We start from the raw sequence: 17,523 nt of genomic DNA on the forward strand, positions 1-17,523 counted from the left end.
CCGCGGCGCACGCGGCGGCGGACGGCGGGCCGCCGGTGCTGCCCCGGCGGGAGCTGCCCGGTGCCGAGGACGGGGTGTGCGTACTGCTCGGCCCGGACTCCGACGTCGGCCGGGCGCTCGCCGACGGGCGGCCCGACCGCGCCGCGCGGCTGCTGGCCGGATGGCGGGAGGTGTGCGGCGGGGCGCTGCGGCTGGCCGTCACCGCCTCGGTGCCGCTGCGCGAGGCCGCGCGGATGCTGGAGCTGGCGGCCCGGGAGGGCGTCCTGCCGGTGCTCACCAACGCCGTGCGGTACGCCGACCCGGGCCAGGGCCCCGTCGCCGATGTGCTGGACGCCGCCCGCCGGCTGGTGCCCGTCGACCCGCGGCGCGGGCTGGACGGCGGCGAGCGCTGGCTGAAGGGGGAGGAGGAGATGGCCCGCGCGGCGGAGCGGATCGCCGAGGCCGCCGGCTACGGGGGGAACACCGCGCGCCGGCTGCTGGAGGTCACGGCCCGGACGGCCCGGCTGTGCCGGGTGGACCCGGAGGAGGACCTGGGCATCGGCCGCGTCCACTTCCCCGAGCCCTGGCTGGCCGGCACCCGGGGCCGCACCGCCGAGCGGGCGCTGCGCTCCTGGTGCGTGGCGGGGATGCTCGCGCGCGGGTACGACCGGGACGCGCGGGCCGGTGAGCGCTGGCGGCGGCTGGAGGACGAGCTGGCCGTCATCGAACGGCTCGGCTACTCCTCCTACTTCCTCACCGTCGCGCGGATCGTCGAGGACGTGCGGGGGATGGGCATCCGGGTCACCGCACGCGGCTCGGGCGCCGGGTCCTTCGTCAACCATCTGCTGGGCATCGCGCACGCCGACCCCGTCGCGCACGGGCTGCTGATGGAGCGGTTCCTCTCGCCGCGCCGGGCCGTGCTGCCGGACATCGACGTGGACGTGGAGTCCGCGCGGCGGCTGGAGGTCTACCGGGCCGTCTTCGAGCGCTTCGGCGAGGAGCGGGTGGCCACCGTCGCCATGCCGGAGACCTACCGGGTGCGGCACGCCATCCGGGACGTGGGGGCCGCGCTGGGCATGGACCCGGCCGAGGTGGACCGGCTGGCCAAGGCGTTCCCGCACATCCGGGCGCGGGACGCGCGCGCGGCGCTGGCCGAGCTGCCGGAGCTGCGCGCACTGGACGCGGACGCGTACGGGGAGCGGTTCTGGGACCTGGTCGAGGCGCTGGACGGGCTGCCGCGGGGGATCGCCATGCACCCGTGCGGGGTGCTGCTCTCGGACGCCTCGCTGCGCAGCCGCACCCCGGTGGTGCCCACCAGCGGCGAGGGCTTCGCGATGGCGCAGTTCGACAAGGACGACGTGGAGGACCTCGGGCTGCTCAAACTCGACGTGCTGGGCGTGCGGTTGCAGTCGGCGATGGCGCACGCGGTGGCGGAGACCGAGCGGGCGCGCGGCGAGCGGATCGAGCTGGACGCGGTGCCGGAGGGCGATCCGGACACCTACGCGCTCATCCGGTCCTCCGAGACGCTGGGCTGTTTCCAGATCGAGTCGCCGGGGCAGCGCGATCTGGTCGCCCGGCTCCAGCCGGAGCACTTCCACGATCTGGTGGTCGACATCTCGCTGTTCCGGCCGGGCCCGGTCGGCGCCGACATGGTGCGGCCGTTCATCGAGGCCCGGCACGGCAGACGGCGGCTGCGGCTGCCGCACCGGGATCTGGAGCCGGCGCTGCGGGAGACCCACGGGGTGGCGATCTTCCACGAGCAGGTCATCCGCATCCTGTCGGTGATGACCGGCTGCGACCGGGGCAAGGCGGACGAGGTGCGCCGGGTGCTCAAGGAGGACGAGGAACGCCCGGCGGCGCGGGCCTGGTTCGAGCAGGCGGCCACCCGGAAGGGGTATGCGCCCGAGGTGGTGGCGGCGACCTGGGAGATCGTCGAGTCCTTCGGCTCGTACGGCTTCTGCAAGGCGCACGCGGTGGCGTTCGCGGTGCCCACCTACCAGTCGGCCTGGCTCAAGGCGCACCATCCGGCCGCCTTCTACGCGGGGCTGCTGGAGCACGATCCGGGGATGTACCCGAAGCGGCTGCTGCTGGCGGACGCGCGGCGGCGCGGGGTGCCGGTGCTGCCGCTGGAGGTGAACCGGTCCGCGGCCTCCTATCGGATCGAACTGGAGTGTGATTCCGGAGTCTGGGGGCTCCGGCTCTCCCTCGGCGATGTGCACGGCATCAGCGAGGCCGACGCGGCACGGATCGAGGCCGGACAGCCCTACGACTCCCTCGCCGACTTCTGGCGCCGGGCCCGGCCGCCGCTGCCGGTGGCCGAACGCCTCGCACAGGTCGGCGCGTTGGACGCCTTCGCCCCCGACGGCAACCGGCGCGATCTGCTGCTGCACCTCGCCGAACTGCACCGCGTCCAGCGCGGCGCCGGGGCCCGCGAGGGCCAGCTCGCCCTGGACGAGAGCCCGGAACAGGAGGACCCGGAGCAGCAGGACCCGGCACAGGAGAACCCGGAACAGGGGGCGTCCGGGGAGGAACCGCACGGTGCGGAGGCCCCCTCGGTGTCGCGGACCCCGCGGGCTCCCCGGGGTCCCCGGACGGTGGACCCCGTCCACCTGCCCGACCTGGACCGGGACGAGCGGCTCGACGCCGAGATCGGCGTGCTCGGCATGGACGCCTCGCGCCATCTGATGGCCGACCACGCCGCGTTCCTCCGGGAGTTGGGCGCCCACACCGCGCAGACCCTGCACGGGGCGGAACACGGCGAGACGGTGCTGGTCGCGGGCGCCAAGGCGGCCACCCAGACTCCGCCGCTCGCCTCCGGCAAGCGCGTCATCTTCACCACGCTCGACGACGGCACGGGCCTGGTGGACCTCGCCTTCTTCGAGGACGCGCACGCCGCCTGCGCGTACACCGTCTTCCACTCCTGGCTGCTGCTCGTACGCGGCGTCGTCCAGCGGCGCGGACGCAGCCTCACCGTGACCGGAGCCGCCGCCTGGGACCTGGCCGAACTCGTCGAACTGCGCCGGGAGGGCGGCCTGGACGCGGTCGCCGCCCGGCTCGCCCGGACCGGTGCACAGGCACAGCCCGAGGCGGACCGGCCGGACGGCCCCGGGCGCACCATCGAGGTGGCGCCCGGGTACGCCATGCACCCCTGGGCCGATCTGCGCCCGGCCGGCGAGGCGGCGGACTCCCCGAAGGCCCGCACGGCGATGCGCAAGCTGTGGCACTCCAGTCCGGGGAGCGCGGGATGAGCGATGTCGAAAGCACCGGTGAGCGTGCCGGTGAGCGTGCTGAGGAGCCCGGGGCGGGCGGCGCCGGAGGTGCCATGGAGCGCGCCGGGGACGTGTCGCACGTGCTGTACGTCCACTTCGGCGAGGGCGCGCACGAACGCTACGAGGAGCTGCTGACGCTGCTCACCGACATCACCCCGGTCGTCCAGGCGCTCCCCCCGGACGCCGCGCTCGCCGATGTACGCGGCGCACTGCGGTACTTCGGGCGGGACGCGGCCGGACTCGCCCGGCTGGTACGGCTGCGCGCGCTCGCCCTGCACGGCACCGACTGCACCGTCGGCGTCGCGGCCGGCCCCCTGCTGGCCCGGATGGCCGCGCACGCGGGCGCGCCCGGGACCGTGCGCGAGGTCCGCCCCGAACAGGCGGCGGACTTCCTCGACCGCAGGCCCGTCGCCGCGCTGCACGGGGTCGGCCCGGCGACCGCCCGCACGCTGTGCTCCTACGGGCTCGACAGCGTCGGCCGGCTCGCGGCCACCCCGCTCGCCACGCTCCAGCGCATCCTCGGCGCCACCCAGGGCCGCCGGCTCCACGAGCGGGCCCGCGGCGTGGACCGCACGACCGTCACCCCGACGGCCCCGGCCCGCTCGACCGCGGCCGAACACCGCTTCCCCCACGACGAGTTGGACCCGGACCGGCGCCGGCGTGCCCTGCTCACCCTCGCCGACGAGCTGGGCTTCCGGATGCGCGCGGAACACCAGGTGGCCCGGGGGCTGAGCCTGACCGTCCGGTACGCCGACCGCTCGGCCACCACCCGGACCCGCACCCTGCCCGAACCCACCGCGCACACCCCCGCGCTGGCCCGCGCCGCCTACGCGCTGCACGACGCGCTGGGGCTGCAACGGGCCCGGGTGCGGGGCGTGGCGCTGCGGGCCGAGGAGCTGACGGCCGCCGAACTCGCCACCCGGCAGCTCTCGTTCGACGTACGGGAGGAGAAGGCACGCCGCGCGGAGGCCGCCGCCGACCGGGCCCGCGACCGCTTCGGCGCGTACGCGGTCCGGCCGGCGGGCGCGGAGCTGCCCGCAGGCGGCGCGGAGTGGCCCGACGACGGACCCGACGAGGGAGTGCGGGCCGCCTGACACACACCGCCCGACCGGGGGTCGATCCATGGACGTACCAAGGAGGTTGACGTCCCGGGGAGGCGCTCGGGGCAGGCCGGTCGCGCTGTCACCCCCGCGTGTCAGCATGCGCGGCATGGGTTTCTTCGATGATCTCGTGGTGCCGGGCGAGCCCGCACCGGAGTCGGGCCCGACGCTCGAACTGGGCCCGCCCGGGCCGGACTTCCCCGGCGAGGACCGCCCCCCGGAGGACTGGTACCTGCCCACCGTCCTGCCCGGCCGTACCGAGGTGGGGGCCGGGCCGCACACCAGGGTGATGCTCACCGGGATGTCCGTGTGGCCGGACGCGGTGACGCTGCATCTCGTCGCCTTCCGGCGCCGGGCGAGCACCGGCGGCTGGTACCCCCGCGATCCGGAGCGGGACGCCGACGGGCTGCACGTCGGGCTGCTCCTCGCCGACGGCCGGCGGGTGACCACACTGGACGGCGACCCCTGGCCGGTGATGCACGGCGGCCGGCGGCGGACGTACACCCTGACCGGTCAGGGCGGCGCGCGCAGCGCCCACCGCGAGGAGCTGGACCTGCTGCTGTCGGCCCTGCCGCCCCTGGGCCCGCTCACCCTCGTCGTCGAGTGGCCGGCCCAGGGGGTGCCGGAGACCTCGACGGCGCTCGACGCCCACGCCCTCCGCGCCGCCGCACACGACGCCCTGGCGATCTGGCCCGACCTCGCACCGCCCCCGGGCACCGTGCCGGACGCCGTGCACGGCGCGGAGAACGGGACAGAGAACAGGACGGAGAACAGGACGGAGGACGGGGAGAGCGTCGGGGAGGACCTCTGGGAGGACGCCGGGGAGTGGTGCGACGCCGTGGAGTGGCAGGCGGCGGAGGACGTCGCCCCCACGGGTCCGATGTCCGCCGGGACCGCCCGTATCGTCGGCCCGGCCGGCGACTTCCTGGCCGCCGCCGTGGCAAGGGCCGACGAGCAGCGCCTGGCCCTGCTCCTCCGCAGGCGGGAGGGCGGACCCACCGACCCGCACCGGTACGACCCCCGCCCCGACTGGCAGGGGATCGGCCGGGACGACTGGGCCGACCTCGCCCTCGTCCGCGCCCGGCTGGACGGCGGCGCGGACCCCGACGGCTCCGACGGACCCGGCGGGCCCGGCAGCTCCCAGGGCTCCGGCGGCTCTGCCGACCCCGGCGCTTCCGGGTGCACGGCCGCCGGCCCGTCCACCGTCGACGGGCGACGGACCCCGCTGCACTCGGCCGCGGGCTGCGGAGCACCGGCCGAGGTGCTCACCGAGCTGCTCCGGCGCGGCGCCCGCCCCGATCCGCCGGACGAGGAGGGAGTGACCCCGCTGTGGGAGGCCGTACGCCACGGCGGCCCGGAGCAGTGCGAGGTGCTGCTGGCCGCGGGGGCCGATGCCTGGCGCCCGTGCGTGGACGGCTGGACCCCGGGCCGGCTGGCGCTGGCCAGGCCCGAACTCGCCCCGCTGTTCGAGCGGTTGCCCGGCGCGGTGCCGCTCACCGGGGAGGAGCGGGCAGCGCAGGAGGAGGCCAACCGGCTCATCGACGTCTTCCGCGCGGTCGAGGACACCGAGGGCATCGGCGTCGCCTTCGTCGCGGGCATCGACGAGGAGGAACTGATCCGCCGCCTCGGCGCCCGGCCCGCGGACTGCCCCGTGCTCGACCTCGACCGCGAACCGGGCCCGTTCGGCACCGGGCCCGGCGGCTTCGACCCCGACGACTTCGAGGAGAGCCTGGCCTGGGTGGGCCTCACCGGCGTGCCCGGCGGTGTCGTCGTCAACCAGCCCATGGGCTACACACCCGAGGACGAGCGCTTCTTGACCAGGGTCTCGGCCGGGACGGCGGCCTACGGGGTGTTCTTCAACGCGAAGGGCGGCACGTTGGGGACCCTCGCGCGGGACGGCGTGGAGGTGAAGCACGAGGAGATCGGGCTGTCACCGTTCGCGGGCGCCCCGCCGGAGTTCTACCGCTTCCGCTTCTGGGACAGATCGGCTGAGTCGCTCTGCGGCGCCACCGAACTCGCCTACGCCTGCGCCCAGGCCGGAATGGCCCTGACCGACGCGTCCCCCTTGCTGGAGCCGCCGCGCCGCTGGGTCCGGGTGCCCTACACCCCTTAGCCACGGGCACAGCGGAGTCCCTGGCCACGGGGCACAGCGGAGTCGCGGGGCCGCCGGACGACGGAACGGCGGGCCCCGTGGGACCCGCCGTTCGCGGAATGCGCCGGAGCGCGCTCTCGTGTGCCGTCAGCTCCGGCCGTCCGCCGCGCGGAAGCCGCGCAGCCGCAGGCTGTTGCCGACGACGAAGACCGACGAGAAGGCCATCGCCGCGCCGGCGATCATCGGGTTGAGCAGCCCGGCGGCGGCCAGCGGCAGGGCCGCGACGTTGTAGGCGAAGGCCCAGAACAGGTTGGACCTGATCGTGCCCAGCGTCCGGCGGGAGAGCCGGATGGCGTCGGCCGCGGCACGCAGATCCCCGCGCACCAGCGTCAGATCGCCCGCCTCGATCGCCGCGTCCGTGCCCGTCCCCATGGCCAGCCCGAGGTCGGCCTGGGCGAGCGCGGCCGCGTCGTTGACGCCGTCCCCGACCATGGCCACCGAACGCCCCTCGTCCTGGAGCCGCTTGACGACGCTCACCTTGTCCTCGGGCATGACCTCGGCGACGACGTCCTCGGGGGCGATGCCCACCTCGGCCGCGACCGCCTCGGCCACCGCCCTGTTGTCGCCGGTGAGCAGCACCGGGGTCAGGCCCAGGCCGCGCAGCCGGCGGATGGCCTCCGCGCTGGTCGGCTTGACCGCGTCGGCCACCTCCAGCACCGCGTGGACCTCGCCGTCCCAGGCCACCACGATCGCGGTGCGCCCGGCCCGCTCGGCCCGCGCCTTGGCCTCGGCCAGTTCGGCGGGCAGCTCCAGCGCCCACTCCTCGGCCAGCTTCTCGCGCCCGACCAGCACCGCATGGCCCTCGACGACGCCCTGCACACCGAGCCCGGGCACGTTCGCGAAGTCCTCGGGGGCCGGCAGGGTGCCGTACCGCTGCGCCGCTCCCTTGGCCACGGCCTGGGCGATGGGGTGCTCGGAGGCGTTCTCCAGTGCCCCCGCGAGCCGCAGCACCTGCTCCTCGCCGGCGGCCCCCGCGTCCTTGCGCAGTCGGGTCTCCAGGAGCGTCATCTCGCCGGTGGTGACGGTGCCGGTCTTGTCCAGCACGACGGTGTCCGCCTTGCGCGTCGTCTCCAGCACCTCGGGGCCCTTGATCAGGATGCCGAGCTGGGCGCCCCGGCCGGTGCCGACCATCAGCGCCGTCGGGGTGGCCAGCCCGAGCGCGCAGGGGCAGGCGATGATCAGTACGGCCACCGCCGCGGTGAAGGCCGCCGTCAGCCCGGCGCCGCTCGCCAGCCAGAAGACGAGCGTGCCGAGCGCCAGCACGATCACGACGGGCACGAAGACGGCGGAGATCCGGTCGGCGAGCCGCTGGGCCGCCGCCTTGCCGTTCTGCGCGTCCTCGACGAGCTTCGCCATCCGCGCCAGCTGGGTGTCCGAGCCGACCCGGGTGGCCTCCACGACCAGCCGCCCGCCGGCGTTGAGCGTCGCACCGGTGACGGTGTCCCCGGCGCCCACCTCGACGGGCACGGACTCGCCCGTCAGCATCGAGGCGTCGATCGCCGAACTGCCCTCCGTGACCGTCCCGTCGGTGGCGATCTTCTCGCCGGGACGGACGACGAACCGGTCGCCGACGGCCAGTTCACCGGTGGGGATCCGTACCTCGCGCCCGTCCCGCAGGACGGTGACCTCCTTGGCGCCCAGCTCCATCAGCGCCCGCAGCGCGGCGCCCGCCTTGCGCTTGGAGCGGGCCTCGAAGTACCGCCCGGCGAGGATGAAGGCGGTCACCCCGGCCGCCGCCTCCAGATAGATGTTGGCGGCGCCGTCCGTCCGCGCGATGGACAGCTCGAAGTGGTGCGTCATGCCGGGCTCGCCCGCCGTGCCGAAGAACAGCGCCCACAGCGACCACAGCATGGCGGCCGAGGTGCCCAGCGAGATCAGGGTGTCCATCGTGGCCGCGCCGTGCCGCAGGTTGGTCCACGCGGCGCGGTGGAACGGCCAGGCGCCCCAGACCACGACCGGTGCGGCGAGCGTCAGCGAGAGCCACTGCCAGTACTGGAACTGGAGGGCGGGGACCATCGCCATCGCGATCACCGGGACGGCGAGGACGACCGAGCCGATGAGCCGCTGCCGCAGCGGCCGCAGCTCAGCGGAATCCCCGTCGTCCCCGCCGTCCCCGCCGGTTCCGTCCGCCCGGGCCGAGGCCGTCTCCTCCGTCGCCCGCGTGCGGGCGGGCGCGGGCGGGGCCGCGGTGTAGCCGGTCGCCTCGACGGTGGCGATCAGATCGGCCACCTGGACGCCCTCGCCCATGGTGACCTTGGCCTTCTCCGTCGCATAGTTGACGGTGGCGTCGACGCCCGTCATGCGGTTGAGCTTCTTCTCGACGCGGGCGGCGCAGGAAGCGCAGGTCATACCGCCGATCGTCAGCTCGACCTCGTCGGCCGGCGCGCCGTGGGTGCTCTGCGTGGTGGTGCTCATCGCGTCTCCTCCGGGACCCGTCGGGTCAGCTCGTATCCGGCGGCCGTGACGGCGGCGGCGAGGCGTGCCTCGTCCGGCTCGCCGTCGGTGGTGATGCGGACCAGTCCGCCGGCGGGGTCCGCCTGCACGGAGCGGACCTCGGCCAGGGCCTCCAGCTGTGCGGTGACGGCGCCCGCGCAGTGGCCGCAGGTCATGCCGGACACCTGGAAGGCGGCGGTCACGGGCCGCGCCCCGGCCGCCGCCCCCGAGCAGCAGCCGCCCTCGCCGGGCACCGCGCGGGCGGCTTCCCCGGCCGTCCCGGCGGGCCCGGTGGTGCAACACGAAGCAGTCGCTGCCGTCGCTGCGGTCGCCGGGGCCGCCGGGGTCGGGGTGTTCTCGGACATGAGCTCCTCCTGGGCAAGGTGTCTCGCGCCTACTCTTTCATACCCGCCAGGGGTATGAGTAGCGCTGCTCCATGTATACCCCCTCCCCGTATGTAGGGCAAGGCTTCCGCGGCGGGGAACGCGTACCCCCGGGGGGTAATTCCCGCTGGGGTGGGAGCGCGGCCCGTGAGGGGAGTTGCGGGGGTGCGGTGCCGGGGCAGCCGGACCTGAACCTTGTTCAACGCGAGGTATGGCCAGTGCGGCTACCCGCGCGTACGGTGACGGCCGTTCCGTCGTTCTGCTCCACCGCTCCACCCCCCTCGTCCTGCTGTGAGGAGCCGGATCATGAGACAGCCGTCGGTACCCGCCCGCTCCATATGCCGCCGCCTCGCCGTCGTGGCGGCGGTCCTCGCCCTCGCGTCCGTCCCCCTCGGTGCGTCCGCCGCGCAGGCCCCGCGGCAGTCGTCCGGCAGCGGCTGGAACGACTGGTCCTGCGCCCCCTCCGCCGCGCACCCCCGGCCCGTCGTCCTCGTCCACGGGACCTTCGGCAACTCCGTCGACAACTGGCTGGGGCTCGCCCCCTACCTGGTGAAGCGCGGCTACTGCGTCTTCTCTCTCGACTACGGACAGTTGCCGGGCCGGCCGTTCTTCCACGGGCTCGGGCCGATCGAGAAGTCGGCCGAGCAGCTCGACGAGTACGTCGACAAGGTGCTCGCCGCCACCGGCGCCCGGGAGGTCGATCTCGTCGGCCACTCGCAGGGCGGCATGATGCCCCGGCAGTATCTGAAGTTCCACGGTGGCGCCGACAAGGTCGACAAGCTCGTCGGTATCGCGCCGCCCAACCACGGCGCCACGCTGAGCGGGCTGACGAGGCTCGCCGACCAGTTCCCGCCCATCGGCGACATCGCCGACGAGATCGCGCCCTCGCTGCTCCAGCAGAAGGAGGGCTCCGCGTTCCTCAAGAAGCTCAACGAGGGCGGCGACACCGTCCCCGGTGTCTCCTACACGGTGATCACGACCCGCTACGACGAGGTCGTCACCCCGTACAAGTCGCAGTTCCTCGACGGGCCCGACGTCAAGAACGTGCTGCTCCAGGACCTGTGCCCGCTCAACATCTCGGAGCATGTGGCCATCGGGCTCGCCGACCGGATGGCCTTCCACGAGACGGCGAACGCCCTCGACCCGGAGCACGCCACACCGACCGGCTGTCTGTCCTGACCGCGCGCGGAAACGGGTGCGGCGCCGCCGCCCGCCCCCGAGGTGAAGGAAAGGGGAGGACGACGGCGCCGGTTCGTGGGCCGGGCGGTCACCCGGCGGCGCGGGCGCGCGCGGCCGGGTCAGCCCCGGTTGCGGGCCGCGCGGCGGCGCGCGGTGAGCATCAGGACGCCCGCGCCGGCCGCGACGACGGCGGCGCCGCCGATCGCCAGCGGGGCCGTGTTGTCGTCGCCACCGGTCTCGGCGAGGTCCGTCTTCTCCGCGCCGCCGGCGGGGCGCGGGCCGGCCTCGGCGTCGGCGGCGCCCGCCGTGTCGCCGGAGCCGGAGTGCCCGGCGTGGTCGCCGCCGTGGCCGTGGTGGTCGACGGTCGACTTCGCCCTGCCCTGCTCGATCTGGGCGTCGTCCGGTGCCGCCGGTGCGGTGGTGTCCTCGGCGCCGGAGGCGTCCGAGGCGTCCGAGGCGCCGGCGGAGCCCGAAGTGGCCGCCCCCGCCGACGACTTGCCGCCGAAGGTGACGTCCGAGCAGGTGTAGAACGCCTCGGGGCTGTCCGAGCGCTGCCAGACGCTGTAGATCAGATGGCGGCCGGACCGCTTGGGCACGGTGCCGTCGAAGACGTAACTCCCGTTCTTCAGCTGCGGGTCGGTGACCTCGGCGAAGGGCTCGGACTCCAGGTCGGACCACTTCAGCGGCTTGGCCGGGTCGTAGCCGGCCTTGGTGATGTACAGCGCGAAGGAACCCTTGTGCGGGGCGGTCGCCTTGTAGGTGAAGGTGTGCTTGCCCGCGGTCATCTTCGTGGCGGGCCAGTCGGTGCGCGGCAGATCCAGGCCCCGGTACTTCTCGCGCCCGGCGCTGCACAGCTTGCCGTCCGGGATGATCTGCCGGTGCTTGCCCGCGGCGTCGGGGATGTTGACCTCGTTCCAGTCGTAGAACGCCTGCGTCCCACTGGCCTTGACGGCGGCCTTGCAGGCGGCCGACCGCGGGCTCTCCGGGCCTTCGGCGAAGCACGTCGAGACCCGGCTGACCGGGTCCGACATCGAACCGTGCGCGGCGGCGGGGCCGGCGGCAGCCAGCGTGAGGGCGAGCGGGGCGAGGCCCAGTGCGGCCCATCCTGCGGCTTTGCGGCGAACGGTCATCGTGGGGGGCTCCTTGATCGCGGGACGTGCGGCTCGGCTTGCGACGTGTATGTGTGGGGGGAACGGGCCGGTTCCCGGGGCCCGTTCGCGGTCGGTCCCGCGGGGCGCCCGGCCCGTCGCTCCCGCACGTTAGCCGTGCTCAGCGGCCCGCACGCACCCCTGAGCCGCGCTCGCGCCGATCCTTATGGTCGCTTTAAGGCATGACTAAGCGTCGGTTCGGACAGCCGCCCGGCGCCGCCCCCGGGACGGCTCCCGGGGCGGCGCCGGACGCCCGCGCCGCGACCGGTTCGTGCTCCGGCCGCACCGTGGGCGGGACCGGAGCACGAACGGAAGGCCCGGAGAGGCGGGAGCCCCGCGGGTCCGGAGCCGAAGGGCGGCGCCGGGGACGGGGATCCGCGGTCCAGATCCCGCGGTCGGGAGCCCGGGGTCGGGAGCCCGGGGTCGGGAGCCCCGGGTCAGGAGCCCGCGGTCGGGAGCCCGCGCTCAGGAGCGGAGCAGCAGGACGACGGCGGCTGTGACCGCGGCGAGGAGGATCGCTGCCACACCGTGGGAGAGGCGGTGGGTGCGCAGTCCGGGGAGCAGCCGGTCGGCGGCCCACCGGCCCGGTCCGGTCAGGGCGAGCGCGGCGGCGCCCGCGCCCTGCGCGACGGCGTACTCCACGCCCTCGGGCGCGAAGTAGCCGTGGCCGTGCGTCACGGCCACGGCGTTGACCATCGTGCCGAGGACGGCGGCGCCCGCCAGCGGGGTGAGCAGGCCGACGGCGAGGCCGAGGCCGCCGAGCAGTTCGGTGAGTCCGGCGACCGTCGCCATGCTCCGGCCCGCCGGGTAGCCGACCGAGGTGAAGAACTGCGCGGTCGCGTCGAGCCCGTTGCCGCCGAACCAGCCCAGCAGTTTCTGGGCCCCGTGTGCCGCCATGGACAGTCCGAACACCAGCCGCAGCGCGAGGAGTCCGGCGTCGTAACAGGTCTGCTCCGAGACGGCGGGCGCCGTCGCGGGGGCGGGTGCCGAACCGCCCGTGGGAGAGGGGTCGTTCAGCGGAGCATGTGTGGCATGGGGGGTGTGCATAGGTGTCGACTCCCTGCGTCGGTGCGGACCGCGGGCGGCGAGGGCCCGCCGCGGCGCGGTCGCCGGTGGAGAGGGGGTGGGGGTGCTGCCGGGGTCGTGCCGTGTGCCTGTGCCGTGTGCCGTGTTTGCGTGCTGTGTTGCGTGCCGTGCGTCGTGCTGTGTGTCGTGCCGTGTCGTGCCGTGTGGGGAGCGAGCGGGTGGGGGAGGCCCCGGGGAGCCCGGAGAACAGCGGAGACAGCTCGGACTGCGGGGACAGCTCGGACTACGAGGACAGCTGGGGCTGCGAGGACAGCCGGGACAGCGAGGACTGCGAGGACAGCGAGGAGTGCGGGAACTGCGGGAACTGCGGGAACTGCCGGAACTGCGGGAACGGCTGGGACAGGGGGCCGGGAGGCCGGACGGCGTACGGGTCGGCACCACTGACGGTAGCGATTGGTCTGGACCTGCACAACGGTCCGCGTGCGATCCGCCACAGACGGAACCGGTGGAGCGGTTGTGCGCGTTTTCTCCCTCGACGCCCCGTCACCGGGCGGCGCGGCACCTCCCGGGGACGGCCGCCGCCGGCCGCGGGGCCGGCGGGAGAGGCGAGAAGGGAGCGAGGCCGTGAACCTGCTGGATGTGCTCCTGATCGTCGCGGCGCTGGCCTTCGCCGGCTCCGGCTACCGGCGCGGACTGGTCGCCGGGCTGGTCTCGCTCGCCGGCTTCATCGGCGGCGCGGTGACCGGGGTCTGGCTGCTGCCCTTCGTGCTCGACCACGTCGACCGGGGCACGACGGCCGCCACCGTCGTCGCCCTGCTCACCGTGCTGCTGCCCGCGCTCGCCGGGCACGCGCTCGCCTCCCAGCTCGCCTGGCGGGTGCGCGAGGCGCTCAGTTGGGGCCCGGTGCGCTGGGTCGACGGGGTGGGCGGTGCCGTGGTGAACGTGGTCTCCGTGCTGGTCGTCGGCTGGGTCGTCGGCAGCGCGCTCGCCGCCTCGCCCTCCCCGGCGCTCAACCAGGCCATACGGGGTTCCACCGTGCTGGAGACCGTGCACGAGCGGATGCCGGACAGCGCGGCCACCTGGTTCAACCGTGCCACCGGCGCGCTCACCACGGCCGGTTTCCCGCAGGTCTTCAACCCCTTCGAGCACGAGCCCGGCGCGTCCGTCCCGGAGCCCTCCGGCGACGCCGTCACCCGGCAGGCGACCGTCGCGGCGCAGCGCAGCACCGTCAAGATCGAGGGTGTCGCACACGTCGACGGCGGCCGGCAGGGGCAGGAGGGCAGCGGCTTCGTCTACGCGCGCGGGCACGTCATGACGAACGCGCACGTGGTCGCCGGGGTCGACGAGCCGAGCGTCCGGGTGGGCGGCACCGGGCGGCCCTACGAGGCCCGGGTGGTGCTCTTCGACCCGGGCAAGGACATCGCCGTGCTGAACGTGCCGGGACTGCCGGCGCCCGCGCTGGAGTTCGCGGGCGACGCCTCCCGCGGCGACCCCGGCGTCGTCGCCGGCTACCCGGAGAACGGCGGGCTCGATCTGCGCGCCGCGGCCATCGCCGAACGCACCACCGCACGCGGCCAGGACATCTACGGCAGCTCGCTGACCAGCCGCGACATCTACGCCATACGCTCCCAGGTGCGCCCGGGGAACTCCGGCGGCCCGCTGCTCACCCCGGACGGCCGGGTGAGCGGGCTCGTCTTCGCCCGCTCGACCAGCGACGCCGGCCTCGGCTACGCCCTCACCGCCGACCAGGTCCGCGACCGCGCCCGTGAGGCCGCGACGGCGACCCGGCCGGTGGACACCGGCAACCGCTCGGCGCTGTGAGCCCGGCGCTGTGAGCCCGGTGCCGTGAGCCCGGTGCTGTGAGCCCGGCGCGCACGCCTCGTTCCGGGCCCTGTCCCGCCGGTCCCGACCGCGCTCACAGCGTCTTCGCGCACCGCCACTGCGAGGCGACGACGGTGTAGCCCAGGCGCCGGTTGATGACGAGCATCGCGGCGTTGGCGGCGTCGTTGCCGGTGAACGCGTGCCGGTAGCCGGCGGCGCGGGAGCGGCGCAGCGAGTCCACCTTCGCCAGCGCAGCCAGGCCCCGGCCGCGGAAGGCCCGCCGGGTGCCGGTCATGCCCGACCAGTAGCGGTCGACCCCGTCGGTCTGCGCCACGCTGTACGCGGCCACCGCGCCGTCGACCAGGACGACGCTGCTCAGCCGCGCGTCCCAGTCCGGGCGCAGCCAGTTGTGCCGCAGCCAGACCTCGTACGGGAGCCGGACGGACGCCGCCGCGCCCGGTTCGTCGGCGGCGCACTCCACGTCCGCCTCGTACAGCGGGCGCAGATCGCCCGCTTCCCCGGCGACCTCGGCCGGGGTGCACAGGACGACGCCCTCGGGGAGCGGCGCGGGCGGTGCCGGGAGCCGGGTCGTGGCCAGATCGAGGCCGAGGATCCGGGCGCGGCGCAGGCACCGGTAGCCGCGCCGCTCGGCGAAGTCCGGCGCCACTCCGTCGTCCGCCGCCCAGGTGTGCGCACGGACCGCGCCCATGGCACGCAGCCGCTCCTCGGCCGCCGCGACCAGCGCCCCGCCGACGCCCGCCCGCTGCGCGGCCGGCAGGACCATCGTCTGGACGAAGCCCTGGCCCGGGGTTCCGCTGTCCGCTATCAGACCGATGTCCGCGCAGCCGACGAGCCCGCCCGGGGCCGCCGTGCGGGGGCCGGGCGGCGGGGCGTGCCCGGAGTGCCGTATCTCCGCCGTCCGCCCGGGGCGGTGTCCGAGGCGTCCGAGGTGTCCGAGGCGTCCGAGGAGTGCGGCGGGTTCGGCGGGTTCGGTGGGCCCGGGACGGCCGGTGCGTCCGGTGGGCCCGGTGCTTCCGGTCTCTGCGGACTCTGCGGGCTGCCCGGGCTGTGGGCGCTGTCCGTGCTGTCCGGGCTGTTCGGGCTGTTCGGGCTGTTCGGCGATCAGCCGGTACCTCTCGTGCTCCGGCCGCTGTTCGGTCTCCCACAGCAACGACCGTGCCGTGCCCACGAGATGGGGCACGGCGGCACGGCGCACGGCGACGGTGGCCTCGGCGTCCTGCGGGTGGAAGGGGCGCACAGTGATCTTCATGCGCCGCACGCTAGAGGTGATCGGCGCACACCGCCGCCGCTTCCCGCACAACCGTCCGGGACAATCGGACGCGTACTGCCGCCCCCTCCCGCACCACGGTCCGGGAGACCCGGGCCCGCCACTCGCCCTACCCGGAGGCCCCGTGACCCGGAACGCTTCGCACCGCCCCGACGGCCCGCTCGATCTCGTCGTCGACACCGAGGCGGCCGACCCTCCCTACGAGCAGATCCGGGAGCGGATCGCGGCGCGGGCGCGCGGCGGCGAGCTGCCCGTCGGCGCGAAGCTGCCGACCGTGCGCGGCCTCGCCCAGCAGCTCGGGCTCGCGGCGAACACGGTCGCGAAGGCGTACCGGGCGCTGGAGGCGGACGGGGTGATCGAGACCCGGGGCCGGAACGGGACGTTCGTGGCGGCCGCCGGGGACGCGGCGCAGCGCGAGAGCGCGGACGCGGCGCTCGCCTACGCACGCCGCGCCCAGCGGCTGGGCCTCGACCACGACGAGGCGCTGGCGGCGGTGGTCGCCGCGCTCCGCGCCACCTACGGCGACTGACGCCACCGGGCAGGACGACCGGCAGGACCGGCGCGTATGCAGCACCGGTGCGCGTGCACCACCGGCGCCATGCGCACCCCACCGGTGCCGGGGCCCGCCCGGGCCGGGTCAGTGCCGCAGATTGTGGACGGCGGTGGCCGTCGTCCCGCGGAAGGCGTCGACCGGGGCGTCGTCGAGCGTGCCCATCTGCGCCCAGCGCACCAGCGTGACCGTCGAGCCCTCGCGCGCGATGCCGAACAGGCTGACGCCGTGCTCGGATTCGGGCGGTGCCGTGTGCACGCCGTAGACGTGGGCGCTGTCCCCGGCGTCGACCGTGCCGTAGTCCTGCCCGTCGGCCGTGCCGTCCGGGTTCTCCGCCTGCCAGTCGGCGGCGCAGCCGGCCGCCCGCCGCTCCAGCCGCGCGGCCAGCTCCCCGGCCGCCTCGGGTGTCCGGGACACGACGGTGACCTGGACGGCGCCGGTGTCGTACTCGGTGCCGTAGACCCGGTGGTGGGTGCCGCCCGGCTCGTCGGGGAGGGCGCCGTCCATGCAGAACGGCTCCGGGTCGGGCAGGCCGTCGGTGACGTCACCGGCCCGCCAGGGCGAGGAGGCGTGCGGCGGCAGCTGGTCCGGGGCGAGGAAGCCCGGTGCGGGGGAGGCGGTGGCGGGCGCGGCGGACAGCAGCGCGAGGGCAGCGGCGGCGGCAGCGACCGCTCCCGCGGGCCCGGCGGACCCCGGGGCGCGGACGGACCGCGGGAGCCGGACGGTCCGGCGGGGCCGGGCGGGCCGGGCGGACGGGGCGGGCCCGTGGGGCGCGGTGCGGCGGACGGTGCGGATACGCATGCGGTGGACCTTCTCCCTGAGTCGACGGCGGATGTGCTCGGCGGCGGATGTCTCGGTGGTTTCGGTGCGCTGTGGTGGAGGTGCTCGGCGGGTCGGTGTGCGTGCCGGAGGTGCTCGGTGGTGCGTGTGCGCTGGGGCTGAGGTGCTCTGCGGTTGCGCTGCGGCTGAGGTGCCTGCGGTGCGTGTGTGTCGCGGCTGGGCAGGGGTGCTCGGCGGTGTGGATGCGTGACGGCTGAGGTGCTGCCGGGACGGCGGACGTGCGCGAGGCGCCAGGACGGTCGGACGTGGCGGAGGTTCAGGACGGTGGACGTGCCCCGGGCTCCCCCCCCGGGGGGGGAGAGAGAGCCGTCACAGCATCAGACCGTCGGCACGGCCCGAAGGTTGCCACCCGAAC

The 17,523-nt window shown here is 75.4% G+C and carries 12 protein-coding genes; 6 read left to right on the forward strand and 6 right to left on the reverse strand.

The window, feature by feature from the left end; genetic code table 11:
- The 3 genes from dnaE to SCA03_RS18450 all read left to right on the forward strand — a co-directional run.
- A partial coding sequence (gene dnaE / locus SCA03_RS18440) for a DNA polymerase III subunit alpha (RefSeq protein ID WP_141275502.1) occupies positions 1-3,227 on the forward strand: 3,227 nt, incomplete at its 5' end.
- A 74-nt stretch (positions 3,228-3,301) separates the two neighbouring features.
- The gene (locus tag SCA03_RS18445; RefSeq protein WP_063764737.1) at positions 3,302-4,342 is read left to right on the forward strand and encodes a DNA polymerase Y family protein; all 1,041 of its coding nucleotides are present in this window, start codon (positions 3,302-3,304) and stop codon (positions 4,340-4,342) included.
- Between the two features lie 115 nt (positions 4,343-4,457).
- Positions 4,458-6,461, forward strand: a complete 2,004-nt coding sequence (locus SCA03_RS18450; RefSeq protein WP_086816609.1) for an ankyrin repeat domain-containing protein — start codon at positions 4,458-4,460, stop codon at positions 6,459-6,461.
- Positions 6,462-6,587: 126 nt separating this feature from the next.
- Here the strand turns inward: SCA03_RS18450 and SCA03_RS18455 are convergent, their stop codons facing one another.
- Positions 6,588-8,915, reverse strand: coding sequence for a heavy metal translocating P-type ATPase (locus tag SCA03_RS18455; RefSeq protein WP_086816611.1), 2,328 nt, complete (start codon positions 8,913-8,915; stop codon positions 6,588-6,590).
- Positions 8,912-9,298, reverse strand: coding sequence for a heavy-metal-associated domain-containing protein (locus SCA03_RS36330; protein WP_086816613.1), 387 nt, complete (start codon positions 9,296-9,298; stop codon positions 8,912-8,914). Before SCA03_RS36330 ends, SCA03_RS18455 begins: the two co-directional genes overlap by 4 nt.
- A 324-nt stretch (positions 9,299-9,622) precedes the next feature.
- Here SCA03_RS36330 and SCA03_RS18465 point away from each other — a divergent pair, with 324 nt between their 5' ends.
- Complete coding sequence (locus SCA03_RS18465) at positions 9,623-10,495, forward strand: esterase/lipase family protein (RefSeq protein ID WP_030893487.1); 873 nt, start codon at positions 9,623-9,625, stop codon at positions 10,493-10,495.
- A gap of 119 nt (positions 10,496-10,614) precedes the next feature.
- Here SCA03_RS18465 and SCA03_RS18470 read toward each other — a convergent pair whose 3' ends face one another.
- Entirely contained in the window at positions 10,615-11,625 is a 1,011-nt protein-coding gene (locus tag SCA03_RS18470; RefSeq protein WP_086816615.1) for a lytic polysaccharide monooxygenase auxiliary activity family 9 protein, read from the reverse strand.
- Between the two features lie 483 nt (positions 11,626-12,108).
- On the reverse strand, positions 12,109-12,690 hold the full coding sequence (locus tag SCA03_RS18475; protein WP_086816617.1) for a DoxX family protein: 582 nt from the start codon (positions 12,688-12,690) through the stop codon (positions 12,109-12,111).
- Between the two features lie 603 nt (positions 12,691-13,293).
- Here SCA03_RS18475 and SCA03_RS18485 point away from each other — a divergent pair.
- Positions 13,294-14,490, forward strand: a complete 1,197-nt coding sequence (locus SCA03_RS18485) for a MarP family serine protease (RefSeq protein WP_086816621.1) — start codon at positions 13,294-13,296, stop codon at positions 14,488-14,490.
- A 94-nt stretch (positions 14,491-14,584) separates the two neighbouring features.
- Here SCA03_RS18485 and SCA03_RS18490 read toward each other — a convergent pair whose 3' ends face one another.
- Complete coding sequence (locus SCA03_RS18490; protein ID WP_141275503.1) at positions 14,585-15,760, reverse strand: GNAT family N-acetyltransferase; 1,176 nt, start codon at positions 15,758-15,760, stop codon at positions 14,585-14,587.
- A gap of 142 nt (positions 15,761-15,902) precedes the next feature.
- Here SCA03_RS18490 and SCA03_RS18495 point away from each other — a divergent pair, with 142 nt between their 5' ends.
- Positions 15,903-16,307 carry a GntR family transcriptional regulator gene (locus tag SCA03_RS18495; RefSeq protein WP_030893490.1) on the forward strand — a complete coding sequence of 135 codons (405 nt, stop codon included), beginning with the start codon at positions 15,903-15,905 and terminating at the stop codon, positions 16,305-16,307.
- Between the two features lie 108 nt (positions 16,308-16,415).
- On the opposite strand, the gene SCA03_RS18500 is transcribed toward SCA03_RS18495, so the two are convergent.
- Positions 16,416-17,129, reverse strand: a complete 714-nt coding sequence (locus tag SCA03_RS18500) for a hypothetical protein (protein WP_230988798.1) — start codon at positions 17,127-17,129, stop codon at positions 16,416-16,418.
- Positions 17,130-17,523 lie beyond the last annotated feature (394 nt).

The organism is Streptomyces cacaoi, from assembly GCF_006539165.1.
In the GTDB taxonomy this organism is placed as follows: domain Bacteria; phylum Actinomycetota; class Actinomycetes; order Streptomycetales; family Streptomycetaceae; genus Streptomyces; species Streptomyces cacaoi.

What these genes read in the sequence shown, in the direction of transcription:
- SCA03_RS18445 (WP_063764737.1), top strand. Translation starts at nt 3,302, where the DNA reads ATGGAGCGCGCCGGGGACGTGTCGCACGTGCTGTACGTCCACTTCGGC.
- SCA03_RS18450 (WP_086816609.1), top strand. Translation starts at nt 4,458, where the DNA reads ATGGGTTTCTTCGATGATCTCGTGGTGCCGGGCGAGCCCGCACCGGAG.
- SCA03_RS18455 (WP_086816611.1), bottom strand. Translation starts at nt 8,915, where the DNA reads ATGAGCACCACCACGCAGAGCACCCACGGCGCGCCGGCCGACGAGGTC.
- SCA03_RS36330 (WP_086816613.1), bottom strand. Translation starts at nt 9,298, where the DNA reads ATGTCCGAGAACACCCCGACCCCGGCGGCCCCGGCGACCGCAGCGACG.
- SCA03_RS18465 (WP_030893487.1), top strand. Translation starts at nt 9,623, where the DNA reads ATGAGACAGCCGTCGGTACCCGCCCGCTCCATATGCCGCCGCCTCGCC.
- SCA03_RS18470 (WP_086816615.1), bottom strand. Translation starts at nt 11,625, where the DNA reads ATGACCGTTCGCCGCAAAGCCGCAGGATGGGCCGCACTGGGCCTCGCC.
- SCA03_RS18475 (WP_086816617.1), bottom strand. Translation starts at nt 12,690, where the DNA reads ATGCACACCCCCCATGCCACACATGCTCCGCTGAACGACCCCTCTCCC.
- SCA03_RS18490 (WP_141275503.1), bottom strand. Translation starts at nt 15,760, where the DNA reads ATGAAGATCACTGTGCGCCCCTTCCACCCGCAGGACGCCGAGGCCACC.
- SCA03_RS18500 (WP_230988798.1), bottom strand. Translation starts at nt 17,129, where the DNA reads ATGCGTATCCGCACCGTCCGCCGCACCGCGCCCCACGGGCCCGCCCCG.